This is a genomic window from Veillonella criceti (genome assembly GCF_900460315.1).
Taxonomy (GTDB): Bacteria; Bacillota; Negativicutes; order Veillonellales; family Veillonellaceae; genus Veillonella_A; species Veillonella_A criceti.
In genome coordinates, this window is the sequence record NZ_UHIO01000001.1 from 1,897,235 (window position 1) to 1,920,859 (window position 23,625).

General features: G+C 39.4%; 36 protein-coding genes. 35 read left to right on the plus strand and 1 reads right to left on the minus strand.

Annotated features, from left to right (window positions below; all coding sequences use genetic code 11):
• Window positions 1–15: 15 nt before the first annotated feature.
• The 34 genes from rpsS (at window position 16) to DYE54_RS08590 (ending at window position 21,181) form a co-directional block, all read left to right on the plus strand.
• Window positions 16–297, plus strand: coding sequence for a 30S ribosomal protein S19 (rpsS, locus tag DYE54_RS08425; RefSeq protein ID WP_115310807.1), 282 nt, complete (start codon window positions 16–18; stop codon window positions 295–297).
• An 18-nt stretch (window positions 298–315) separates the two neighbouring features.
• Entirely contained in the window at window positions 316–651 is a 336-nt protein-coding gene (gene rplV, locus DYE54_RS08430) for a 50S ribosomal protein L22 (protein ID WP_115310808.1), read from the plus strand.
• A gap of 17 nt (window positions 652–668) precedes the next feature.
• Window positions 669–1,337 carry a 30S ribosomal protein S3 gene (rpsC, locus tag DYE54_RS08435; protein WP_006555659.1) on the plus strand — a complete coding sequence of 223 codons (669 nt, stop codon included), beginning with the start codon at window positions 669–671 and terminating at the stop codon, window positions 1,335–1,337.
• On the plus strand, window positions 1,337–1,774 hold the full coding sequence (rplP, locus tag DYE54_RS08440; RefSeq protein ID WP_028254682.1) for a 50S ribosomal protein L16: 438 nt from the start codon (window positions 1,337–1,339) through the stop codon (window positions 1,772–1,774). The genes rpsC and rplP overlap by 1 nt, the downstream gene beginning before the upstream one ends.
• Window positions 1,764–1,964, plus strand: a complete 201-nt coding sequence (gene rpmC, locus DYE54_RS08445) for a 50S ribosomal protein L29 (protein WP_115310809.1) — start codon at window positions 1,764–1,766, stop codon at window positions 1,962–1,964. Before rplP ends, rpmC begins: the two co-directional genes overlap by 11 nt.
• A 39-nt stretch (window positions 1,965–2,003) precedes the next feature.
• Complete coding sequence (rpsQ, locus tag DYE54_RS08450) at window positions 2,004–2,264, plus strand: 30S ribosomal protein S17 (protein WP_277600414.1); 261 nt, start codon at window positions 2,004–2,006, stop codon at window positions 2,262–2,264.
• 24 nt (window positions 2,265–2,288) lie between these two features.
• On the plus strand, window positions 2,289–2,657 hold the full coding sequence (rplN, locus tag DYE54_RS08455) for a 50S ribosomal protein L14 (RefSeq protein WP_006555663.1): 369 nt from the start codon (window positions 2,289–2,291) through the stop codon (window positions 2,655–2,657).
• A 17-nt stretch (window positions 2,658–2,674) separates the two neighbouring features.
• Window positions 2,675–3,001 (plus strand): 50S ribosomal protein L24, encoded by a 327-nt coding sequence (rplX, locus tag DYE54_RS08460; protein WP_115310810.1) that lies wholly within the window; start codon window positions 2,675–2,677, stop codon window positions 2,999–3,001.
• 24 nt (window positions 3,002–3,025) lie between these two features.
• Window positions 3,026–3,565 carry a 50S ribosomal protein L5 gene (rplE, locus tag DYE54_RS08465; protein WP_115310811.1) on the plus strand — a complete coding sequence of 180 codons (540 nt, stop codon included), beginning with the start codon at window positions 3,026–3,028 and terminating at the stop codon, window positions 3,563–3,565.
• A gap of 17 nt (window positions 3,566–3,582) precedes the next feature.
• Window positions 3,583–3,852 carry a 30S ribosomal protein S14 gene (gene rpsN / locus DYE54_RS08470; protein WP_006555666.1) on the plus strand — a complete coding sequence of 90 codons (270 nt, stop codon included), beginning with the start codon at window positions 3,583–3,585 and terminating at the stop codon, window positions 3,850–3,852.
• Window positions 3,853–3,880: 28 nt separating this feature from the next.
• A complete protein-coding gene (gene rpsH / locus DYE54_RS08475; RefSeq protein WP_115310812.1) occupies window positions 3,881–4,279 on the plus strand; it encodes a 30S ribosomal protein S8 in 399 nt (132 codons plus the stop codon).
• Between the two features lie 23 nt (window positions 4,280–4,302).
• Window positions 4,303–4,848 (plus strand): 50S ribosomal protein L6, encoded by a 546-nt coding sequence (gene rplF / locus DYE54_RS08480; RefSeq protein WP_115310813.1) that lies wholly within the window; start codon window positions 4,303–4,305, stop codon window positions 4,846–4,848.
• Between the two features lie 22 nt (window positions 4,849–4,870).
• A complete protein-coding gene (gene rplR / locus DYE54_RS08485) occupies window positions 4,871–5,242 on the plus strand; it encodes a 50S ribosomal protein L18 (RefSeq protein WP_479694053.1) in 372 nt (123 codons plus the stop codon).
• Window positions 5,243–5,260: 18 nt separating this feature from the next.
• The gene (rpsE, locus tag DYE54_RS08490; protein ID WP_115310815.1) at window positions 5,261–5,761 is read left to right on the plus strand and encodes a 30S ribosomal protein S5; all 501 of its coding nucleotides are present in this window, start codon (window positions 5,261–5,263) and stop codon (window positions 5,759–5,761) included.
• An 18-nt stretch (window positions 5,762–5,779) separates the two neighbouring features.
• Window positions 5,780–5,959, plus strand: coding sequence for a 50S ribosomal protein L30 (gene rpmD / locus DYE54_RS08495; protein WP_006555671.1), 180 nt, complete (start codon window positions 5,780–5,782; stop codon window positions 5,957–5,959).
• A 22-nt stretch (window positions 5,960–5,981) separates the two neighbouring features.
• Window positions 5,982–6,422, plus strand: a complete 441-nt coding sequence (gene rplO / locus DYE54_RS08500; protein ID WP_115310816.1) for a 50S ribosomal protein L15 — start codon at window positions 5,982–5,984, stop codon at window positions 6,420–6,422.
• A gap of 1 nt (window position 6,423) precedes the next feature.
• Entirely contained in the window at window positions 6,424–7,686 is a 1,263-nt protein-coding gene (gene secY / locus DYE54_RS08505; RefSeq protein WP_115310817.1) for a preprotein translocase subunit SecY, read from the plus strand.
• 13 nt (window positions 7,687–7,699) lie between these two features.
• Entirely contained in the window at window positions 7,700–8,263 is a 564-nt protein-coding gene (locus DYE54_RS08510; RefSeq protein WP_115310818.1) for an adenylate kinase, read from the plus strand.
• Between the two features lie 3 nt (window positions 8,264–8,266).
• Window positions 8,267–9,037: a type I methionyl aminopeptidase gene (map, locus tag DYE54_RS08515; RefSeq protein ID WP_115310819.1), complete on the plus strand. Its 771-nt coding sequence runs from the start codon at window positions 8,267–8,269 to the stop codon at window positions 9,035–9,037.
• Window positions 9,038–9,058: 21 nt separating this feature from the next.
• A complete protein-coding gene (gene infA / locus DYE54_RS08520) occupies window positions 9,059–9,277 on the plus strand; it encodes a translation initiation factor IF-1 (RefSeq protein ID WP_005377071.1) in 219 nt (72 codons plus the stop codon).
• A gap of 29 nt (window positions 9,278–9,306) precedes the next feature.
• On the plus strand, window positions 9,307–9,420 hold the full coding sequence (gene rpmJ, locus DYE54_RS08525) for a 50S ribosomal protein L36 (protein WP_006555676.1): 114 nt from the start codon (window positions 9,307–9,309) through the stop codon (window positions 9,418–9,420).
• Between the two features lie 22 nt (window positions 9,421–9,442).
• A complete protein-coding gene (rpsM, locus tag DYE54_RS08530; RefSeq protein ID WP_115310820.1) occupies window positions 9,443–9,811 on the plus strand; it encodes a 30S ribosomal protein S13 in 369 nt (122 codons plus the stop codon).
• A gap of 17 nt (window positions 9,812–9,828) precedes the next feature.
• Window positions 9,829–10,218 (plus strand): 30S ribosomal protein S11, encoded by a 390-nt coding sequence (gene rpsK, locus DYE54_RS08535; RefSeq protein WP_115310821.1) that lies wholly within the window; start codon window positions 9,829–9,831, stop codon window positions 10,216–10,218.
• Window positions 10,219–10,299: 81 nt separating this feature from the next.
• A complete protein-coding gene (locus DYE54_RS08540; protein WP_115310822.1) occupies window positions 10,300–11,304 on the plus strand; it encodes a DNA-directed RNA polymerase subunit alpha in 1,005 nt (334 codons plus the stop codon).
• A gap of 12 nt (window positions 11,305–11,316) precedes the next feature.
• The gene (gene rplQ, locus DYE54_RS08545; protein ID WP_006555680.1) at window positions 11,317–11,652 is read left to right on the plus strand and encodes a 50S ribosomal protein L17; all 336 of its coding nucleotides are present in this window, start codon (window positions 11,317–11,319) and stop codon (window positions 11,650–11,652) included.
• 225 nt (window positions 11,653–11,877) lie between these two features.
• Window positions 11,878–12,720 carry an energy-coupling factor transporter ATPase gene (locus tag DYE54_RS08550; protein WP_115310823.1) on the plus strand — a complete coding sequence of 281 codons (843 nt, stop codon included), beginning with the start codon at window positions 11,878–11,880 and terminating at the stop codon, window positions 12,718–12,720.
• Window positions 12,711–13,580 (plus strand): energy-coupling factor transporter ATPase, encoded by an 870-nt coding sequence (locus tag DYE54_RS08555; RefSeq protein WP_115310824.1) that lies wholly within the window; start codon window positions 12,711–12,713, stop codon window positions 13,578–13,580. Before DYE54_RS08550 ends, DYE54_RS08555 begins: the two co-directional genes overlap by 10 nt.
• A complete protein-coding gene (locus tag DYE54_RS08560) occupies window positions 13,570–14,379 on the plus strand; it encodes an energy-coupling factor transporter transmembrane component T family protein (protein WP_115310825.1) in 810 nt (269 codons plus the stop codon). The genes DYE54_RS08555 and DYE54_RS08560 overlap by 11 nt, the downstream gene beginning before the upstream one ends.
• A 123-nt stretch (window positions 14,380–14,502) precedes the next feature.
• Window positions 14,503–15,291, plus strand: a complete 789-nt coding sequence (gene truA / locus DYE54_RS08565; protein ID WP_115310826.1) for a tRNA pseudouridine(38-40) synthase TruA — start codon at window positions 14,503–14,505, stop codon at window positions 15,289–15,291.
• A gap of 673 nt (window positions 15,292–15,964) precedes the next feature.
• The gene (locus DYE54_RS08570) at window positions 15,965–17,716 is read left to right on the plus strand and encodes a 2-oxoacid:acceptor oxidoreductase subunit alpha (RefSeq protein ID WP_115310827.1); all 1,752 of its coding nucleotides are present in this window, start codon (window positions 15,965–15,967) and stop codon (window positions 17,714–17,716) included.
• Between the two features lies 1 nt (window position 17,717).
• Window positions 17,718–18,596 (plus strand): 2-oxoacid:ferredoxin oxidoreductase subunit beta, encoded by an 879-nt coding sequence (locus DYE54_RS08575; RefSeq protein WP_115310828.1) that lies wholly within the window; start codon window positions 17,718–17,720, stop codon window positions 18,594–18,596.
• A gap of 215 nt (window positions 18,597–18,811) precedes the next feature.
• Window positions 18,812–19,363 carry a QueT transporter family protein gene (locus DYE54_RS08580; RefSeq protein WP_115310829.1) on the plus strand — a complete coding sequence of 184 codons (552 nt, stop codon included), beginning with the start codon at window positions 18,812–18,814 and terminating at the stop codon, window positions 19,361–19,363.
• Window positions 19,350–19,847, plus strand: coding sequence for a preQ(1) synthase (gene queF, locus DYE54_RS08585; protein WP_115310830.1), 498 nt, complete (start codon window positions 19,350–19,352; stop codon window positions 19,845–19,847). Before DYE54_RS08580 ends, queF begins: the two co-directional genes overlap by 14 nt.
• Before the next feature lie 230 nt (window positions 19,848–20,077).
• Window positions 20,078–21,181 (plus strand): DUF362 domain-containing protein, encoded by a 1,104-nt coding sequence (locus tag DYE54_RS08590; RefSeq protein ID WP_218564767.1) that lies wholly within the window; start codon window positions 20,078–20,080, stop codon window positions 21,179–21,181.
• A 167-nt stretch (window positions 21,182–21,348) separates the two neighbouring features.
• Here the strand turns inward: DYE54_RS08590 and rpsD are convergent, their stop codons facing one another.
• Window positions 21,349–21,936, minus strand: coding sequence for a 30S ribosomal protein S4 (gene rpsD, locus DYE54_RS08595; RefSeq protein ID WP_115310832.1), 588 nt, complete (start codon window positions 21,934–21,936; stop codon window positions 21,349–21,351).
• Window positions 21,937–22,611: 675 nt separating this feature from the next.
• Here rpsD and DYE54_RS08600 point away from each other — a divergent pair.
• Window positions 22,612–23,508: a LysR family transcriptional regulator gene (locus tag DYE54_RS08600; protein WP_115310833.1), complete on the plus strand. Its 897-nt coding sequence runs from the start codon at window positions 22,612–22,614 to the stop codon at window positions 23,506–23,508.
• The last annotated feature ends 117 nt before the right edge of the window (window positions 23,509–23,625 follow it).

Sequence of the window (23,625 nt, forward strand, 5' to 3'; positions counted from 1 at the left end):
GAAGGAGATAAGACAGTGTCCAGATCTATAAAAAAAGGCCCTTTCGTCGCAGCTTCGCTTGTGAAGAAAATTGATGCCTTAAACGAAACAAATGATAAGAAAGTTGTAAAAACCTGGTCTCGTGCCTCTACTATTATTCCTAACTTTGTAGGCCATACAATTGCTGTGCATGATGGTCGCAAACATGTACCTGTATTTATTACAGAGGATATGGTAGGTCATAAACTAGGCGAATTCGCTCCAACTCGTACCTTCAAAGGTCACATTAAGAACGAAAAAACAACTGGTAAGAAATAATATAGGAGGAATTAGATAATGGAAGCAAAAGCAATCGCTAAACACGTGCGCATCGCGCCTCGTAAAATCCGTATTGTTGCTGACTTAGTTCGTGGCAAGAATATCGGCGAAGCATTTGCCATCTTGAAGTTCACTCCGAAAGTTGGCGCTGATGTAGTAGAAAAAGTATTGCGTTCCGCAATCGCTAATGCAGAACACAATTTTGATATGAATGTTGACAATCTTTATGTATCCGGTATCTTTGTTGATCAGGGTCCAACAATGAAACGCATTCATCCTCGTTCCCGTGGACAGGCTTTCAAAATTTTGAAACGTTCTAGCCACGTAACTGTAGTAGTTTCTGAAAGAGCTTAATAGAAGGAGGGAATATAGTGGGTCAGAAAGTTAATCCCCATGGTTTGCGTGTTGGTATCGTAAAAGATTGGGACGCAAAATGGTATGCTGATAAAGATTACGCTGCAAATCTTCACGAAGACGTTTTAATTCGTAACTTCTTGAAGAAAACCCTTTTCATTGCTGGTATTTCCCGCATTGAAATTGAGCGTATTAATAAACGTATTAAATTGACTATCCACACTGCAAAACCAGGTATGGTTATCGGTCGTGGTGGTGCTGGTATCGAAGATATCCGTAAAGCGTTAAAACGTTTCACAGATAAACAAATCGATGTAAACATTGCTGAAATTAAACAAGCTGATATGGATTCCGTATTAGTTGCTGAAAATATTGCTAGCCAGTTGGAACGCCGTATTGGTTTCCGCCGTGCTATGAAACAAGCCGTAGGTCGCACAATGCGCTTAGGGGCAAAAGGTATTAAAATCATGGTTAGTGGTCGTTTAGGCGGCGCTGAAATCGCTCGTAGCGAATCTTACCGTGAAGGTAGTATCCCATTGCATACGCTTCGTGCAAACATCGACTATGGTACTGCTGAAGCTCATACAACATATGGTTGTATCGGCATCAAAGTATGGATCTACAAAGGTGAAGTATTGCCAGAGGCAAAACAGGCACCTGCTAAAAAGGAAGAAGGTGACAACTAATGCTTATTCCAAAGCGCGTAAAACATCGTAAACAATTCCGCGGTCGTATGAAAGGTCGCGCAATGCGTGGTAACAAAGTTGCTCACGGTGAATTCGGTTTAGTAGCATTAGAGCCATCTTGGATCACAAACCGTCAGATCGAAGCTGCTCGTATTGCTATGACTCGTTATATCAAACGTGGTGGTAAAGTTTGGATTAAAATTTTCCCAGACAAACCAATCACTGCTAAACCAGCTGGTACTCGTATGGGTTCCGGTAAAGGGTCCCCAGAATATTGGGTAGCAGTAGTAAAACCAGGTCGCGTAATGTTCGAAATGGACGGCGTATCTGAAGAAGTAGCTCGTGAAGCTATGCGATTGGCAGGTCATAAACTTCCAATCAAAACTAAGTTCGTTGTTAAGGGTAAAGAATTGGGTGGTGACGTAAATGAAGGTTAATGACATCCGTAACATGAGCGCTGCCGAAATGGAACAAAAAGTTTCCGGCCTTAAAGAAGAGTTGTTTAACCTCCGTTTTCAGCTCGCAACTGGTCAATTAGAAAATCCAATGCGTATTCGTGAAGTTAAGAAAACTATTGCGCGTATTAAAACAATTCAGCGTGAAGCTGCTCTTAAAGAAAACGCATAATAACAAATTTTGTTTGGATTGAAAAGGAGGCTAATGGTCGTGGCAGAAGAAAGAAATGTACGTAAAGTACGTGTGGGCAAAGTTGTAAGTAACAAGATGGACAAAACCATCGTTGTGTCTGTTGAACGTAAAGTGCCGCACGCATTATATAATAAGCCAATGGTAACAAGCAAACGCTTCAAAGCTCATGATGAAAATAATGAGTGCCAAATTGGCGATACAGTTAAAATTGTAGAAACTCGTCCACTTTCCAAAGATAAACATTGGAGATTGGTTGAAATTATTGAAAAAGTAAAATAATACGTGATGTAAGGAGGAAACACGATGATCCAGCAACAAACAATTTTGAATGTTGCCGATAACACTGGCGCAAAACGTATTATGTGTATTCAAGTTTTGGGCGGTTCTTATCGCAAATTCGGCAATATCGGTGACGTAATCGTTGCTTCTGTAAAAGATGCATCACCCGGTGGCGTTGTCAAGAAAGGCGACGTAGTTAAAGCCGTAATTGTTCGTTCTAAAAAAGGTATCCGTCGTCAGGACGGTTCTTATATTCGTTTCGACGAAAATGCAGCAGTAGTAATTAAAGATGACAAGAGCCCACGTGGCACTCGTATTTTTGGACCTGTAGCTCGTGAGCTTCGTGAAAAAGATTTCATGAAGATTATCTCTCTTGCTCCAGAAGTTTTATAAGAAGGAGGAACGCGACGATGTCCCAAACTAAACTTCTAGTAAAAAAAGGCGATACTGTTGTTGTTATCTCCGGGCGAGATAAAGGCAAACAAGGTGAAGTTATTGCAACTGAGCCTAAGAAATCGCGCGTGTTCGTAAAAGGCGTTAACCTTGTTAAACGTCATACGAAACCAAGCCAGGCTAACCCTCAGGGCGGTATCATCACTAAGGAAGCTCCTATCCATGTTTCCAATGTAATGGTACTTGATCCTGAAACTAAACAGCCTACTCGTATTAAAAAAGTAGAACAAAATGGTAAATTTGTACGTGCTACTGTTAAAAGTGGTGCAATACTCGATAAATAATAGGGAAAGGAGGGCTTTTAACTAATGTCTCGTTTAAACGAAAAATATACTAGTGAAATTCGTCAGGCTTTACAGGAAAAATTCCAATACAAAAACGTTATGGAAATTCCTAAATTGGAAAAAGTCGTTATCAATATTGGTGTTGGCGATGCAGTAGGTAATGCTAAAGCATTAGAAGCTGCTGTTAACGACCTCACTATCATTGCTGGTCAAAAACCAGTTATCACTAAAGCTAAGAAATCCATTGCTAACTTTAAAGTTCGTGAAGGTATGTCTTTAGGTACTAAAGTAACTCTTCGCGGCGAACGCATGTATGAGTTCTTGGATAAATTGATCAACGTAGCTTTGCCACGTGTACGTGACTTCCGCGGCGTAAGTGCTAAGGCTTTTGATGGCCGTGGTAACTATGCATTGGGTCTTAAAGAACAGCTCATCTTCCCTGAAATTGAATATGATCAGGTAGAACGTGTAACTGGTATGGATATCATCGTAGTTACAAGTGCAAAAACTGATGAAGAAGCTCGTGAGTTATTGGCTCTTTGTGGCATGCCGTTTGAAAAATAATTAGGAGGAACTTATAGATGGCTAAAAAATCTATGATTGAACGCGAAAAGAAACGTGCAAAGATTGTTGCTAAATATGCTGCTAAGCGTGAAGCTTTAAAAGCTGCTGGCGACTACGAAGCATTGGCTCAATTGCCAGCAAATGCTTCCCCAACTCGTTTACATAATCGTTGCAACTTGACCGGTCGCCCTCATGGCTACATGCGTAAATTCGGTATTAGCCGTATTGCGTTCCGTGAACTTGCATACAAAGGACAGATTCCTGGCGTTAAAAAAGCCAGTTGGTAATTGGATTACGGGAGGAGGTTTTTAGAATATGGTAATGACCGATCCGATTGCGGATATGCTTACGCGCATCCGTAATGCAAATGCTGCTCTTCATGAAACAGTTGAAATTCCTGTTTCTCGCATGAAGGCTGCCGTTCTAGAAATCCTTAAAGAAGAAGGATTTGTAAAGAGCGTTGAAACCGTTGAAAGCGGCAAACATACAGTTTTAAAAGTAACGTTAAAATATGGTTCCAATAATGAAAAAGTAATTACTGGAATTAAACGTATTTCCAAACCAGGTTTACGTGTTTATGCGAAGAAGGAAGAACTCCCTCGCGTACTAGGTGGTTTAGGTATTGCAGTTATTTCTACATCTAAAGGTGTAATGAGTGATAAACAAGCTCGTAAAGAAGGCCTTGGTGGCGAAGTACTTGCATACGTATGGTAATCAGGCAATAGGAGGTAGAAATAATGTCACGTATCGGTAGAATGCCTATCGAGATCCCTGCTGGCGTTACAGTAAATTACGAAAATCATGTAATGACTGTAAAAGGACCAAAAGGTGAATTATCTCGTGAATTGCATCCGGATATGATTATTACTGTGGAAGGTAACACAATCACAGTAGCTCGTCCGAGCGAAGATAAAGCGCATCGTTCTTTACATGGCCTCACTCGCGCTCTTGTTGCTAACTTGGTAACAGGCGTTCATGATGGCTTTGCAAAAACATTGGAAATCAACGGTGTTGGTTACAGAGCAGCAAAACAAGGTAATAAATTAGTTCTTACTCTTGGCTTCTCTCATCCAGTAGAAATGGAAGCTCCTGCTGGTATTACCATCGATGTTCCAGCTCCTAACAAAATCATTGTTAGTGGTGCGGACAAAGAAGTGGTTGGTGCTGTAGCTGCTAATATTCGTAAATGGAGAGAACCAGAACCTTACAAAGGTAAAGGTATCCGTTACGAAGGCGAAGTAGTTCGTCGTAAAGCTGGTAAAGCTGGCGCTAAAGGCAAATAATATCAGTAGAATTTAGAAAGGAGTGAACATCTTGGCTCGTAAATCCACAAGAAATATTGCTCGAGCAAAACGTCATCTTCGTATTCGTCGTCACATTTCTGGTACGGCGCAAACTCCACGTTTGAACGTATTCCGTAGCCTTAGCAACATTTACGCTCAGGTTATTGATGACGTAGCTGGTACAACTTTAGTAGCAGCTAGCTCATTAGATAAAGAATTAAACTTGAACTATGGTGGCAATGTGGCCGCAGCTAAAGCTGTTGGTGAATTAGTTGCTAAACGTGCTATCGAAAAAGGTATCGAAACAGTAGTATTCGATCGCGGTGGTTACATTTATCATGGTCGTGTCGCAGCCCTTGCAGAAGGCGCTCGTGAAGCAGGCTTGAAATTCTAAGAAGGAGGAACTTTAGACATGGCGAGAATTGACTACACCAGTCTTGATCTTAAAGAAAGAGTAGTATTCATCAACCGCGTAGCCAAAGTAGTAAAAGGCGGTCGTCGTTTTTCCTTCAGCGCTTTAGTTGTTGTTGGTGATGGCAACGGTCACGTAGGCGTTGGCTTAGGTAAAGCGGCAGAAGTGCCAGAAGCAATCCGCAAAGGCATTGATGATGCTAAGAAAAATCTTATTCATGTTGTTATTAAAAACGGTACTATTCCTCACAGTGTTACAGGTACGTTCGGTGCAGGCCGCGTATTCTTGAAACCAGCTGCAGAAGGTACTGGGGTTATCGCAGGTGGCCCAGTGCGTGCCGTATTGGAATTAGTTGGTGTTCGTAACATTCTTACGAAATCCATTGGTTCTTCTAATCCTAACAACATGGTTCGCGCAACAATTGAAGGCTTAGCACAGTTGAAACGTGCCGAAGACGTAGCAGCTCTTCGTGGCAAAACTGTAGCTGAGATTTATGGCTAATAAGGGGGATTGACTGTAATGGCACAGGTAAAAATTACATTGACCAGAAGCTTAATCGGTCGCCCTGAAGATCAGCGCGCAACTGTAAAAGCTCTTGGCTTAAAGAAAACTAACTCTCAGGTAGTTAAAGAAGTTACACCTCAAATTCAGGGTATGCTTCACAAAGTTAGACATTTAGTTACTGTAGAAGAAGTATAATATAGATAAGGAGGTGCACTGAATGAAACTTCATGAATTAGCTCCAGCAGCAGGTTCTAAAAAGACACGCACTCGTCGTGGTCGCGGTCTTGGTTCCGGTCTTGGTAAAACCTCTGGCCGTGGTCAGAAAGGTCAAAACTCCCGTAGTGGTGGTGGCGTACGTTCTGGCTTCGAAGGTGGCCAGATGCCTCTTTATCGCCGTTTACCAAAACGTGGTTTCAAAAATGTGTTCGCTAAAGAATATGCGGAAGTTAATATTTCCCAACTTAACCGTTTCGAAGACGGTGCTACCGTTGATCCAGTAGCTCTTATCGAAGTAGGCATTTTGAAAAACGTTCGTGACGGTATCCGTATCCTAGGTAATGGCACGTTAGAAAAGAAATTAACAGTTATTGCTAACGGTTTTACTAAAACTGCCGAAGAAAAGATTGTAGCAGCAGGCGGAAAAGTAGAGGTGATCTAGGGTGCTAGAAGGCCTCTCTAACATCTTTAAAATAACAGAGCTCCGTAACAAAGTGGCGTATACGTTACTCATGTTTATCGTGTTCAGGGCAGGCGTTCACATCCCAGTTCCTGGCGTAGATGCCTCTGTTATTGAAAGCTTATTTACCTCTGGCGGTTTGTTCGGTTTACTCGACTTATTCGCTGGTGGTGCATTAAGTAAGTTTTCCATTTTTGCCATGAGTATTACACCATACATCAATGCGTCCATTATTATGCAGCTTTTAACAGCTGTTATTCCGACCTTTGAACAGTGGAGTAAAGATGGTGAAGATGGTCGTAAGAAAATTGCCAAAGTAACGCGATATGGTACGGTTGTGCTTGGTTTTGTTCAAGCCTTCGGCATGGCCTATGCGTTGCGTGCCAATAGTGCATTAATTGACAACAGTTTCTTATCGGTAATCGTAATTGCTATCATTCTTACAGCGGGAACATGTCTTCTCATGTGGATTGGTGAACAAATTACAGCATATGGCATTGGTAATGGTATTTCTCTTATCATTTTTGCTGGTATCGTAGCACGCTTCCCTTCAGGGTTTAGCACAATTTATGAATACCTACAAGTAGGAACAATTAATATTTTCCAAGCTATATTATTTGCTATTATTGCAGTTGCTATGATTGTCTTTGTAATTGCAGTAACTCAAGGTCAACGTCGTATTCCGATTCAATATGCAAAACGCGTAGTTGGTCGTAAAATGTACGGTGGCCATTCAACCTTCCTTCCTCTTAAGGTCAACCAGGCAGGTGTTATTCCAATTATCTTTGCGTCATCCGTTTTGATGTTTCCTGTGACGTTAGCTCAGTTTGTGCAGGTTGACTGGGTGAGAACACTAGCTAACTACTTTACATGGGGAACGCCATTGCAGACAGTTTTATACGCTGTATTGATTTTCATATTTACTTACTTCTATACAGCGATCTCAATAAACATTACGGATATGGCAGATAATATGAAAAAATACGGTGGATTTATCCCAGGCATTCGCCCAGGTAAACCTACTGCTGATTATGTAGATCGCGTAATGACACGCATTACCTTTGCTGGTGCTATGTTCTTAGCATTAGTTGCCATTTTACCAAACTTTATTGGTGGTATAACTGGTATTGAAGGTGTGTATTTTGGTGGTACAGCTCTTCTTATCGTAGTGGGCGTTGCATTAGATACAATGCAACAAGTTGAATCATTAGTATTAACTCGCCACTACAAGGGCTTTGTTAAATAGGAGGAAAATTGCTATGTATATTTTGTTAATGGGACCTCCCGGTGCAGGTAAAGGCACGCAGGCAACTCGTTTAATTGATAAATATGGTATTCCTCAGATTTCAACCGGTGATATGTTCCGCGCTGCGGTTAAGGAATGTACCCCTCTTGGTCTTGAGGCTAAGAAATACATGGATGCTGGTCAGCTCGTACCGGATAGTGTTACGGTAGGAATTGTACGTGAACGCCTTGCTAAAGATGATTGCAAAAATGGCTTCATCCTTGATGGCTTCCCACGTACAACCGCCCAAGCAGTATCATTAGATGCTATATTAAAAGAAATGGGAATTGTTCTTGATGCCGTTGTGAACCTTAATGTTCCAAATGATGAATTAGTTCGACGCATCAGCGAACGAGCACGTCTTGAAAATCGTGACGATGATAAACCGGAAACAGTACAGAAACGTCTTGCTGTATACGACGAATCTACAAAGCCTTTGATTGATTACTATCGTAACAGTGGTTTATATGTAGAAATCAACGGATTACAGGATGTGGATACAGTATTTACAGATATCATTAAAGCGTTGGAGAAATAATCAATGATTATTTTGAAATCGGAACATGAAATTGAGTATATCCGTCAGGCATGTAAGCTAACTGTTGAAACATTGCAACAGCTTATTGCAGTAGCTAAACCAGGTGTTAGCACCTTAGAATTAGATCAATTTGCCGAAGAATATATTCGCAGCCACGGTGGAGAACCTAGCTGCAAAGGTTACTATGGGTATCCTGCAACAATTTGCGCTTCTATCAATGATGAAGTGGTACATGGTATTCCCAATGCTCATCGCAAACTGAAAAATGGCGATATTATTAGTATCGACCTTGTATCCTCAGTTAATGGGTATCATGGGGATTCCTGTGTAACCATTCCTATTGGGAAGGTCAAACCTCAGGTTATGAAACTTCTCAAAGTGACAGAAGAAAGCTTGTTTAAAGGAATTGAACAGGCTGTTGTCGGGAACAGAGTGGGTGATATTTCTCACGCTGTTCAGACGTATTGTGAAAAATTCGGATTTGGAGTGGTACGTGATTTTGTAGGTCATGGTCTTGGCCGTGAAATGCATGAAGATCCACAAATTCCAAATTACGGTCCGGCTGGGCATGGCCCTCTTTTAAAGCCGGGTATGGTGCTTTGTATTGAGCCAATGATTACTATGGGTACTTACGAAGTGCAGGTTCTCGGTGATGACTGGACAGCTGTCACACGTGATGGCAAACCAGCGGCTCACTTTGAACATACAGTGGTTGTTACTGAAAACGGCCCTGAAATTTTGACCATGCGTGATGAACCCAGGTTGATAAAATAACCAGTAGCCGGAGGAAATGATATGTCAAAAGAAGACGTTATTGAAGTGGAAGGTACGGTCGTTGAAGCTTTACCAAATGCCATGTTTCAGGTAGAACTTGAAAATGGTCATGTGGTACTTGCTCATGTGTCAGGCAAAATGCGTATGAATTTTATTCGTATCCTTCCCGGTGATAAAGTTACTATGGAACTGACACCATATGACTTAAATCGTGGTCGTATTACCTACCGTTTTAAATAGTAAGCGGCAGCGACACAAAGGAGGTACTTATGAAGGTTAGACCATCAGTTAAAAAGATATGCGAAAAATGCAAAATCATTAAACGTAAAGGCCGTGTAATGGTAATTTGCGAAAACCCAAAACATAAACAAAAACAAGGATAATTGATAGGAGGTGGATGAATAGATGGCACGTATAGCCGGTGTAGATTTACCACGTGACAAACGTGTGGAAATTGGTTTGACTTATATTTATGGTATCGGACTTACTTTGTCCAAAGAAATTTTGGAAAAAACAGGTATCAATCCAGATACTCGCGTTCGTGACCTTACTGAAGATGAAGTTGCGAAAATCCGTGCTCTTCTTGACGAAGAGTACAAGGTTGAAGGTGACCTTCGTCGTGAAGAAGCACTTAACATTAAGCGCTTAATTGAAATCAACTCCTATCGCGGGAAACGTCATCGTGCAGGCTTGCCTTTGCGCGGTCAACGCACTAAGACAAATGCTCGTACTCGTAAAGGTCCTAGAAAAGCAATTGCTGGGAAGAAGAAATAATAAAGGAGGGATAAAGCGTGGCTAAAAAGGTAGTAAGAAGCAAAAGAAAAGAAAAGAAACACGTTGAATCTGGTGCGGCTCATATTCGCTCCACATTTAATAACACTATCGTAACAATTACTGATACAAACGGTAATGCCCTTTCCTGGGCCTCCGCTGGTGGTCTTGGATTCCGTGGCTCCCGTAAGAGCACTCCATTTGCTGCTCAGATGGCTGCTGAACAAGCGGCTAAAGCTGCAATGGAACATGGCTTACGTCAGGTTGAAGTATTCGTAAAAGGTCCAGGCTCTGGTCGTGAAGCTGCAATCCGTGCATTGCAAGCAGCAGGTCTTGAAGTTAACAGCATTAAAGATGTTACTCCAATTCCTCACAATGGTTGCCGTCCTCCAAAACGTCGTCGTGTATAATTTATAGTTTAAGCGATCGCTTGGAGCGGTCGCTATGATATACTATAGATGAAAGGCGTGTTTAATAGGAGGATTGTCCTGATGAGCGAAGAAAAGAAATTAAAAATCGAGAAAGTTGAAGTACGCGATGACGGTCGTTATGGTAAATTCGTCTGTGAACCATTAGATCGTGGCTACGGGATTACGCTCGGTAATAGCTTACGTCGAATTCTGCTTTCATCTTTAGATGGAGCGGCCATTACTTCCATTAAGATTGATGGAGTGCTTCATGAATTTTCTACCATTCCTGGTATTCGTGAGGACGTAACGGATATTATTCTTAACCTCAAACAGTTATGCCTTCGTGTAGATAGCGAAGCACAAATTCCTTTGGATCTTCATATTGATATCCAAAAGGAAGGGGTATTAACTGCTGGTGAATTTGGACGAAATTTCCCACCTGAGGTAGAAATTTTAAATCCTGACCTCGTAATTGCTACGATGGATGAGGTAGCTCATCTAGTAATGGATGTGCGCATTGAACGTGGTAAAGGGTATGTGCCATCCACGAAGAATAAAAAGGATGATGATGTAATCGGTCGTATTCCTATCGACTCTATTTTCTCTCCTATTCTTCGAGCAAAATATGAAGTAAGTGATGTGCGCGTAGGCAACGAAATGGACTTTGATAAACTGACTCTCGAAGTAGTTACCAATGGTTCTATTACTGCCGCTGAAGCTGTAGCACGTTCTGCCAATATTATGATTGGTTACTTAAAGAACTTCACTAAATTAGCACATTCTGCTGAGGAATTCATTGTTCCTGGAGTAGATGATACTGAAGGTACTATTCTTGAGTCTTCTCAAGCTGGAGAAGAACCAGATGATGGTCCATCAAAAATCCTTATCGATGATTTAGAATTGTCTGTTCGTGCATACAATTGTTTAAAACGTGCAAGCATTAATACAATTGCTGATCTTTTAGATAAGAGCATGGACGATTTAGGTAAGGTACGTAATTTAGGTAAAAAATCCATTGATGAAATTGAAGAAAAACTTCAAAATCATCCGTTAGGACCATTTTACTTGAAGAAAAAAGGCGAATAAGGAGGATGACTAATGTATAGAAAATTAGGCCGTGACAGCTCTGCTCGTAAAGCATTATTCCGCGGTATGTTAACATCTTTCTTCCAGTATGATCGTATTGAAACGACTGAAGCTAAAGCTAAAGAACTTCGTGGTTTAGCTGACCAGATGATCACACTTGCAAAACGTGGTGATCTTCATGCTCGTCGTCAGGTACTTGCATACCTTATGGACGAAGATGTAGTTAAAAAATTGTTTGACGAAATTGCTCCAAAATATGCTGATCGTCAGGGCGGTTACACTCGTGTAATTAAGCTTGGCCTTCGTAAAGGCGATGCGGCTCCATTAGCACTTATTGAGCTCGTTTAATAATTAGGAAGTCGGTGTTGCAACGGATGTTAGCAACACCGCTTTTTTATGTTATACTGATAGGGTAGCCTTGCTAGTAAGGTCTATGTATTGACCGTATAAAAATATAGATCAAAGATAGCAAAATAAAATTGTTAACCTTTATTTTTGTTTAGGTTGACATGTGACCTCTATTTTTATATTATCAATATAGTAATTATGTAAACATTAAGTTGAGGATAAATAATGAGTGCACAAGACATTATGATACAAACCAATCACATGAGTCATACTTATGAAGATGAATCTGGAAATGTGGTCTATGCTTTAGATGATGTCAGTCTTACCATTCGCAAAGGTGAATTTGTTAGTATTATAGGGACTAACGGAAGTGGTAAAAGTACATTAGCTAAGCATTTTAATGTACTATTGACGCCTACTAAAGGAACGGTTAAGGTACTGGGGATGGATACTAAAGAGGCCGATCATCTATGGGATATTCGTCAACATGTTGGTATGGTATTTCAAAATCCCGATAATCAAATTGTGGCAGCTGTAGTTGAAGAAGATGTAGCCTTTGGGCCTGAAAATTTGGGCATAGAACCAGAGGAAATTCGTCGTCGTGTTAAAGAAGCTTTAAAGAGTGTTAACATGACAGAATATGCGTTACATTCACCAGGTTTGCTTTCCGGTGGACAAAAACAACGAATCGCTATTGCTGGAGTATTGGCGATGAAACCAGATTGTATTGTACTAGATGAGCCAACGGCTATGCTCGATCCTGTAGGTCGTAAAGAAGTGCTTGAAACAGTTCATCGATTAAATAAAGAAGAAGGCATTACGATTGTGTATATTACACATTTTATGGAAGAAGCTGTTACATCTGATCGTGTAGTTGTGATGAAAAATGGTAAACTATTACACGAAGGTACACCACGAGACATTTTCACACAGGTACCTATGTTAAAAGAGTTAGGGTTAGATGTACCTGTAGCGGCTGAGGTGGCTTCTAAATTGAGGGCTCACGGAATGCCCTTACAAGCAGATATTATTACAGAGGAAGAATTGGGGGACCAATTATGCCAATAAAATTGGAAGCGGTTTCCTATGTATATGGTGAAAATACACCATATCGTAAAGAAGCCCTAAAAGGTATTAACTTAACAATCAATGAAGGTGATTTTGTAGGTATCATTGGTCATACGGGATCTGGCAAATCTACTTTAGTGCAGCATTTAAATGGATTATTGCATCCCTCGACAGGGCGAGTTACCATTAATGGTGTTGATGCAGCACTTAAAACAGAAGAGGCTAAATTAATGCGTCATAAAGTAGGCATGGTATTTCAATATCCTGAACATCAACTCTTTGAAGAAACTATCGCTCAAGATATAGCCTTTGGACCTAAAAATTTAGGGTTTAGTGACACTGAAGTAGCACAACGCGTGCGGGAGGCCATGGACTTTGTAGGACTTGATTATGAAATGTATGCAGAGCGTTCACCGTTTCAGCTATCTGGAGGACAGATGCGCCGTGTTGCCATTGCGGGTGTTGTCGCGTTAAATCCAGATTATTTGATTTTGGATGAACCTTCAGCAGGGCTAGATCCTTTTGGTCGTGAAGAAATTTTTCAGAAAATTATGGAATTGCACGAGAAAAAAGGCATTACTGTAGTTCTTGTGTCACATAATATGGAAGATATCTCGCGTATGGCGAATCGCCTTATTGTTATTGATGATGGTCAGATTCAATTAGATGGAAAACCACTTGATATTTTTATGAATCAGCGGGAAAAACTGCAAGCCGCAGGTGTTGATGTACCACCGGTTTCAAAATTAATTGAATATTTACGGCAACGTGGATTGCCTGTATCACAAGAAGTTATTTCTGTTGACGATGCTGTTAAGGCTATTGAGGTAGCCGTAAAGGAGGTACACCATGTTAAGTAATATTACCATTGGCCAATACTTCCCTGGAGATTCATTTTTACATCGTATGGATCCACGAGCAAAAATTATAGCGACTATGATCTTTATTGTTGCTATATTTTTAGCTGAAACAGCATTAGCGTATGCTGTTGTTGGCGTATTTACTATTTTTACAGTAGCTTTATCTCGGTTACCGATGCGCCTTGTGTGGAATTCTATTAAGCCTTTGTGGATTATTATTGTTTTTACCATGACAATTCATATTTTTACGACCCCAGGAACGATGGTTTGGGAAATGGGCTTTTTGCATATTAGTGAAGAAGGCTTACGTATGGGGAGTTTTATGGCCGCTCGTTTAGTCTTTTTGATTATATTCTCTTCACTACTTACTTATACAACTTCACCAATTCGATTGACTGATGGGATAGAACACTTATTAAATCCATTTCGTCGTATTGGTGTACCTGCCCATGAATTGGCGATGATGATGACCATAGCCTTGCGATTTATTCCTACTTTATTGGAAGAAACTGATCGCATTATGAAAGCACAAGCCTCTCGTGGTGCAGATTTTACAACGGGGAGTATTATTAAACGCGCTAAAAATATGGTTCCTTTATTAGTTCCTTTATTTATTAGTGCGTTTCGTAGAGCTGATGAATTGGCCGTAGCTATGGAGGCACGTTGTTATCGTGGTGGTCATAACCGAACTCGTATGCGTGAATTAACGATTACGTCATATGACTATATAGGGATTAGTGGCGTTATAGTGGTAACCGTAGTTTTATTAGTATTGCGCTTTTTTCCGATTACTTTTTGAATAGCGACGAGCCCTATAAACTAATTAGTCATAGGGATCGTCTAGGATAGAAGTGTTGGCTATAGGATAGAAACGGTTATTACAGGATAGAAATTGTATGATTGTTGTAGAAAGGAGCCTTTATTGGAGCTAGTACAACGTAATATTCGCTTAATTGTTGCCTATGATGGCACTGAACTTAATGGCTATCAAAGCCAGCAAAATGGGATAACCGTGCAAGATTGTTTAGAGTCGGCACTGAGCCTTGTTTGTAATGAACCGATTTCTATCTATGGGGCGTCAAGAACGGATGCAGGGGTACATGCACAGTTTCAAGTTGTTACCTTTTTTACAACAGGACGGATTCCTGTAGAAAATTTAACAAGGGCTTTAATTGCACATTTACCGCCGTATATTGTAATTCGAGGGGCAGAGGAAATTCCATTAGATTGGAAGCCCCGATGGAATATAGTAGGTAAAGAATATGTGTATACGATTCATAATGATATAATTGAAGACCCTCTAACCATGAGGTATCATTGGCATGTAAAAAAGCCTCTATGTCATGAGTCTATCTTACAAGGGGCCTGTCTTTTAGAAGGTACTCATGATTTTACTACCTTACAAGGGGCTAATTCGACACCGGCTAATCCTGTGAAAACGATTTTTGCAGTGACACCGCGTTTTGAAGGGAAGACTTTGCGTATACATGTTGTAGGCGATGGATTTTTATATCATATGGTACGAAATATTGCGGGCTTACTTGTGGATGTAGGATTGGGGCGCATTGAAGCAGCGTCAATTCCTGAGCTATTAGCTCGTCGTGATCGACGTTGTATTGGTAAAACGGCACCGGCGCAAGGCCTTTGTTTGGAAGAAATTTTCTTTGATGAAGTTAGGCGAAGTGCAGTGCTAAAAAGTTTAGGGCGTTAAAAAACGCCCTTTTTTTGTAGAAACATGAAGGACTTTATAAGGAGGGGGGATTTAGAGGGTCTATGAGTATCTAGACTTTAACAGAGTAAAAGGGTACTAAAAAGTGGGGATATATCATTTGGTCATAGCTTTACGCGTAATTCTTTAAATTGAGGGATTATTGCTAGTGGTTAGTATATTTCATTACTGTATATGGTAAATCAAATTGACTATATATGGGCTTTATTTCTTTCTTATTGTTTCCTTATATAGGTTTAAAATTAATAAAATATAAGTTATACGTGGACTTATTTAGTTACTTTATAAAAGGGTAGGCGTATCTATTTTCAGGGGTCTCAATGGGAACCATGACTATAGGTACGCCTTTTATAGTTCTAATGGAGTAAGACATTTGTTAGGAAGTTGTATTTATGAAATGACTAATTGGAAGAATAAATATTCTTAGTTCATGTAATAATATAATCCTTGAATAGAAGTAGATATATTTTATACACTATAGAATATCAGTCTCGTATAAGCTAGTAATAGCCTTGCAAGCTAGTCATAATGAGGTTACGAGATTCGTGTAAGAGGTTTGCTGATTTTGTATAAAAATGTTAAAATGTAAAGTAGTTGAAAGATTTTACAGATCCACTATACCATGTAATGTTTAATCCTAAGGAGGGTGAATCTTTTGCAAAAACGTAAAGATTTTATCTGGAAAATGGGTGGCCAGCAGGGCGAAGGTATCGAAAGCTGCGGCGAAATTATGGCCACAATCTTAGCTAAAGAGGGGTACTCTTTATACAGCCAACGTTTATTTGCGTCTCGTATTAAAGGCGGACATACAACCTTTGCATTGCGCATTGCGTTAGAACAAATTATGACGGTTGGTGAATCCGTTGACTTCTTGGTAGCATTAGATCAAGAAACGGTTGATATGCACGGCAATGAAGTTCGTAATGGTGGTTACATTATTTGCGATAGCAAAGTAAACCCTGACTTCTCTAAATTTGAAGGGGCACCAGTTACTTGCTTAGCAGTACCGATTACTGAAACTGCTATGAAACAAGGCTCCTTGTTAATGCGTAATATCGTAGCATTAGGGATGTCAGTTGCTCTCTTAGGATTTGATAAAACCCCATTTAAGAAAGCCATTGCAGAACGGTTTGCTAAAAAATCGCAAGATGTAATTGACAAAAACTTAAATGCATTTGAAGATGGTTATACCCTTATCGTTGAAAAACGTGGTGAAGGGGACGTAGATACGCTACCAGTACCTGAACCTAAAGATCAGATGTTCTTGTTAGGTAATGAAGCCTTGGCCTTAGGGGCGATTGCTGCTGGCTCTCGTTTCATGGCATCCTATCCAATTACACCAGCTTCTGAAGTTATGGAATACATGATTAAGAAAATGGATAAAATTGGTGCTACTGTTGTTCAGACAGAAGATGAAATTGCAGCTTGTATGACGGCTATGGGTGGTGTATATGCTGGCGTACGTGGTTTCACTTGTACATCTGGCCCTGGCTTAAGTCTTATGGCAGAATCCTTGTCTATGGCTTCTATGGCTGAATTGCCAATGTTAGTTATTGACGTACAACGTTCTGGTCCATCCACAGGTATGGCGACTAAAGTAGAAACTTCAGATATTAATGCAGCTTGTCACAATGCTCATGGTGACTATGCTAATATTGTTATTTCACCAACCAGCATCGAAGAATGTTTCTATGAAATTCAGAAAGCATTCAACTTAGCTGAAATGTATCAGTGTCCAGTTATTTTCATGCCTGACTTACAACAAGGTTTGAATAAACAATCGGTTCCATCCTTTGACTTGAACCGTGTACCAATTGAACGCGGTAAAATGATGAAGGAAGAAGATTTACCAGAATTAGAACGTCCACATTACTTCAAACGTTTTGAATTGACTGAAGATGGTATTTCACCTCGTACAATTCCTGGTATGAAAAATGGTTTATTCTTATCGACTGGTCTTGAACATAATGAAGAAGGTAAACCAGCGGAAGCACCTACTATGCACGTTAGCCAGACTGATAAACGTCTTCGTAAATTAAGCACAGTAGCTGATGTATATGAACCATTCCTTAACAATGCAAAACATGATGAATGTGATGTATTGGTAATCGGTATTGCATCGAGTCGTGGTGCTATTGAAGAAGCTGCTGCTGAATTAGAAGCTGAAGGTGTTAAAGTTAACCACTTACAACTTCGTCTAATTAAACCATTCCCTAAAGAACAACTTATGCCTTTCTATGAAAAAGCTAAAAAAGTTGTGATTTGTGAACAAAATGCAACCGCACAATTAGCTGACTTATTCCGTATTAATATGCCTAATAAATGTAAGCTCCATAGTTGCTTAAAATATGATGGGAATCCATTCACAGCAACCTATGTAAAAAAAGCAATTAAGGAGGTTTTATAAGATGGCTCAAGTGACTGATTATAGAAATGATATTCGCCCTAACTGGTGCCCAGGTTGTGGTCACTATGGGGTACAAGCGGCCATTACTGATGCGGTAACTCAGCTAGATATTTCTCCTGAAAAACTAGCAGTTATTTCTGGTATCGGTTGTTCTAGCCGTATTGGTGGCTATTTCTATGCATATGGTGCGCATACGACTCACGGTCGTGCCTTACCTTATGCACAAGGTGTAAAATTAGCTAACCAAGATTTGGAAGTTGTTGTTTGTGGTGGTGACGGTGATGCGTTCGCTATCGGCATGGGCCATACGATTCATGCATTCAAACGTAATGTTAATATTACCTATGTTGTAATGGATAACCATGTATATGGCTTAACGAAAGGGCAAACATCCCCTCGTTCTGATATTGGCTTTGTAACAAAAACTTCGCCACATGGTTCCTTTGAATCTCCATTACCAATTTGTGAAACAGCGATTGCTGCTGGCGCTACTTTTGTAGCTCAAGGGTATATGATTAACCGTGCTGAACTGGTAGAATTAATTAAACAAGGTATGCAACATGAAGGTTTCTCTTTCATTAATGTATTCAGCCCATGCGTAACGTATAATAAACGTAACGGTTATGATTACTTTAAAGAAAACTTAACATCTTTGTCTAAGATTGAAGGGTATGATCCTTCTAATCGTGCAGAAGCATTAAAAACATTGGGTGATTACCAAGGTTTATTGACTGGTTTAATCTATGAAGATACGACTAAACCATGCTTTGAAAAAGCATTAGCTGATGCTAATGGTGGTCCACATGCGCGCGCTCTTGTACATGATGTAGTAAAACCAGATGCTACTATGTTCCAAGGCTTATGTGACGAATTTAAATAATAGATTTAGATTCTTAACGTAGAAAAAGCTAATAAATTTTATAAATTTAACTTTTTCTATATAAAGTCAATTACATACGGTAACAGTTTATGGTATAATAAACCGTAGATGTTACAGAACTAACAGGCGATGCGTAGGTATCGCCTGTTAGCATGTATGTAGTAAGACAGTTCGTAACCATCCTGTCTTTAAATAAAACTAAGGAGATTTTAAAAATGAATACTTTGAGTACAACAAAAAAGCTGACTATTTCAGGTTTGTGTCTAGCCTTGTATATTGTGATTATGATGGTCACGCAAGGTTTTGCATTTGGTCAATATCAAGTTCGAATTGCCACTGCTTTGTATGGCTTAGCAGCCTTATTTCCATTTTCTATTTTGGCTTTTGGATTTGGAAATTTAATTAGTAATTTAATTATGGGTGGCTTAGGTCCTATTGATGCTATTGGTGGCTGTATTGTAGGTTTAGTTACTACAAGTGGAATTGTTTTAGGGAAACGCATGGGCCTAGGCAATTGGATTGTAATTCCATTTATTACGCTAGTTCCAAGTCTAGTGGTTCCTTTGTGGCTATCACCTATGTTAGGCGTACCTTATGGAGTATTAGTTTCTTCACTATTAGTAGGCCAAGGAATTTCTGCAGTAGTGAGCTTTTTTATTGTGAATGGATTATCACGTTTTAGTCATATGATTATGGGAACAGCACCTGTGGCTGTTGATTCTGAAATAGATTTACAAGGGGAGGTGCCGTCCTATGGCAAGCGGTAGAACAAGTGAAGAATTACAAGGGGTACATGGTTTAGGGCAAACGACAAAATACCCAACGGACTATGCACCAGAGGTCTTAGAGTCATTTCCTAATAAACACCCTAATAATGATTATTTTGTAAAATTTAACTGTCCAGAATTTACCAGTCTTTGTCCTATGACAGGACAGCCGGACTTTGCGACAATTTATATTTCCTATGTACCAGATGAGCGGTTGGTAGAAAGTAAATCCCTGAAATTATATTTATTTAGCTTCCGTAACCATGGTGATTTTCATGAAGACTGTGTCAATATTATTATGAAAGATTTAATAGCGTTGATGAGTCCTAAATATATTGAAGTATGGGGTAAATTTACACCACGTGGTGGTTTAGCGATTGATCCATATGCTAATTATGGTAAACCTGGTACAGAATGGGAGAATGTAGCAAAAGAGCGCTTACATTTCCATGATATGCAACCAGAGCGTGTAGCATATCGGTAAGTTGATCGTAGCGCTAGGTGTAACAAAATGATAATAGGACCTAGGTAAATCTAGTTGCGTAAGCACGGATTTTATCTAGGTCCTATTGTCATATAAGCTATGTATTCGCCGATATATATTCGTGTTCTTTCGTTCTCATTTAAAGGTATATTTGATATAATATAAGTAGACTTAATAGAGCCTGAAGAGGCTACGATTTCTTTATACCATAGTAAAGGAGTGACATAGGTATGTCAGAGGTATTTTACACATCGTTACGAACTCGTGTAGGGGAAAGTTTACTTGATAAATTGGAACGCTTAGTGCGTCGTGCAGGGATGGATAAAATTGATTTTAATAATAAGTATGTAGCCATTAAATTACATTTTGGCGAGCCAGGTAATTTAGCCTTTATTCGGCCACAATATGTAGCGCGTATCGTTAAACTTATTAAAGAGTGGGGCGGTAAGCCATTCTTGACAGATTGTAATACTTTATATGTTGGCGGGCGTAAGAATGCACTTGATCATTTAGAATCGGCCTATCAGAACGGGTTTAACCCTTACAATACAGGGGCTCATGTAGTCATTGCTGATGGACTTAAAGGTCTTGATGAAGTGTTGGTACCAGTACCTGATGGGAAGCATGTAAAAGAAGCTAAAATTGGTCGGGCACTTATGGATGCGGATATTATCATTTCCTTAACACATTTTAAAGGTCATGAAGCGGCTGGTTTTGGGGGTGTCATTAAAAATATTGGCATGGGCGGTGGCTCACGGGCTGGTAAAATGGAACAACATAGTGCGGGTAAACCCTATGTACAACAAGATATTTGTGTAGGTTGTCATAAATGTGAACAATATTGTGCGCATGATGCGGTTCATGTGACCGATGGAAAATCTTTTATTACAGAAGAAAAATGTGTCGGTTGTGGTCGCTGTGTTGGCGTATGCCCTGTAGATGCGATTTCACCTATGTGGGATGAAGCCAATACTGTATTAAGTGAAAAAATGGCAGAATATACGGCGGCTATCGTACGCAACCGGTCGCGCTTCCATATTAGTTTTGTAATGGACGTATCACCATATTGTGATTGTCATGGTGAAAATGATATGCCAATCGTACCTGATGTGGGGATTATGGCATCCTATGATTTAGTAGCACTAGATCAAGCTTGCGTTGATAAAGTGAATGCACAACCACCAATGCCAGGCAGTCTGTTAGATGAAAAAATAGAAAAGAGTTGGGATCATTTCCATACTATTGCACCTGACACTGATTGGGAAGCCGCCTTAGTGAGAGCTGAACAATTAGGGCTTGGTACGCGAAGCTATTCCATTGTAGAAGTAAAATAATGGAGTCGTAACAGTCAATTATAGAATCGTAAAATAGTTAATTATAGATATAAAACGGCTAGGAGTACAAGTGATAGATACTTCTAGCCGTTTCTTATAGGTGAAAAGAGGTAAGATTGTTGATAATAAAATAGCCTCCCAACAGGGAGGCTTGAAATAGTAAGCTATTATTTGCTGTACAATTCGACGATGAGCGTTTCATTAACTTCGATAGGAAGTTCAGAACGTTCAGGAAGACGAGTCAAAGTACCTTTGAAAGCTTCTAATTCTTTAGTAATATAAGGAAGTTCGAAAGAACGAAGTTCCTGGAAGTTAGATTTGAACATTTCGTTGTCACGGGATGCTTCGCGAAGTTCGATTACATCACCAGGTTTGCACTGGTAAGAAGGAATGTCTACGCGACGACCGTTAACAAGTACGTGACCATGGTTAACCATCTGACGGGATTGACGGATGGAGTTACCAAAACCGATGCGATATACAAGGTTGTCAAGACGGCATTCTAACAAGATTAACATGTTTTCGCCGGTAACACCTTGCATTTTTTTCGCTTTATCATAATAGCGTACGAACTGGCGTTCTAGCAAGTTGTAGTATGCTTTAACTTTTTGTTTTTCTAATAATTGTGTGCCATATTCAGACATTTTTTTCTGACGTTGGTCTTTTTTTACGCGCTTTAAAGCTTTGGAGTGACCGAAAACGTTCACACCGAAGCGACGACATAACTTAAAGCGTGCTTCTCTTCTCGTTGCCATGTGATTATCACCTCATGATTTAAAATAAAAATATAAAAATATATACCTAATAAAGGTACTCGATAATCATAGCATAGATGAGGGCTGATTGTCAATTTTTATCTACCGTTTTAGATGTAACAAATCGCAGTAGTTGGCGCCTTCGTAATGAAGCGTAGTATCTTAATTGTCATTGTGTAACAAGTACTAGAATAATTATTATAATAGTGTTAAGTGGCAAATCTTGAATCGTTGTAAAGAGGGAAATCCTGTGCATTATATTCTATAGGTGTCATGAGGCATAAAAAGTTGAATTTATATGCTAATATATTGCATATTATGAAAAATATTTGAGTTTTAGTAAGGTTTTTGAAATAAAAAATTATTAGTAAATATTACTAAATAGTTTATTTTAATTATATATAAATACAAATTAAAATAATATTCATATTATTTTAGTATAGTATAATTGTTGATTGACAAAAGACTTTTGATAAAGTCAGTCGTAGACAGTATCTTTTAGTGTGATAAATTGATAAAAAATGCAAAAAAGTTGGTTCTATCTCTTTTCTTAATTAATGAATACATGATATACTAAAGTAAACAATGAGGAATACCTTCAATGCTCAATGAGGGTATTTTTTAGTATTTTTTTGAACGTATGATTATGTATTGCGTAAAAAGGAGATGATACGAATGGATGAACTACCTACTCTGCAAGAGTTACAAAGTTTTATCACGTATAGCAAGATGGGCAATTTTACCCTAGCAGCTCAAGCTGCCAACATTACACAATCTGCTTTTAGTGCGCAGATGAAAAAATTGGAACGCTTAGTGGGAGTGAAGTTAATCGCTCGTTCCACCCGTGGTAGTCGACTAACGGCAGAAGGTGAAAAGTTCTTACCAGAAGCGGAGCATATCATTGAAACGCTAGAGCGAGCTATTCATAGTATTCGTTTAGCAAACAAATTGGAACGTCCTATGTTAAATGTTGGGATTTTACGGAGCATTGGTGACGTACGGATGAATGCTTATGTATCTTATTTTCAACAAGCTAATCCGAATTTTTCTATTTCCATTTATGATATGGAAGAAGAAGAAATGTTATTAGACTTACGTGAAAACCGTATTGATATTGGAACTTGCTATTTGCCAAATAATAAAGATATGAGTAGCTATGAAAGCATTGCTATTCGTGAAGACTCAGTCGTTTATTATGCGCCAAGACGTGAGATTCCTGGAGACAAGTTATTAACTTGTGAAGAATTGTTAGATTATACAATGGTAATGTATCCACCTAAATATTTTATGAGTCATCGATTGAAATCTTATTTCTCCGAAGAAGGTCGTCAATCCTTGCCTCAATTAGTACGACTATCTAATCCATATGCTATGATTGATTATTGTCAGCGCAATGATGCGGGGGCTTTAATTTCTCGTCATTTATTGGATACGTTAGGCATTACAGAAGGCTTTAATGCTTTAGCTAAACCTTTAAACTTACAAGTTTGTTTCGTCTATCGAAATAATAACTCTAAGTGGGATACCATGAAAACATTCATGGATTATATTGTACAAAAAGTGGGTCAATAAGCTATGGCAGGTACTATAGGTAGTGCCAATATATATTTTTTGTGGCGATTAAATCAGTTTGTATATGATGGGGATCGTAGTAGACGGTTTATTAAAATCCATACGAAAAACGCGGTT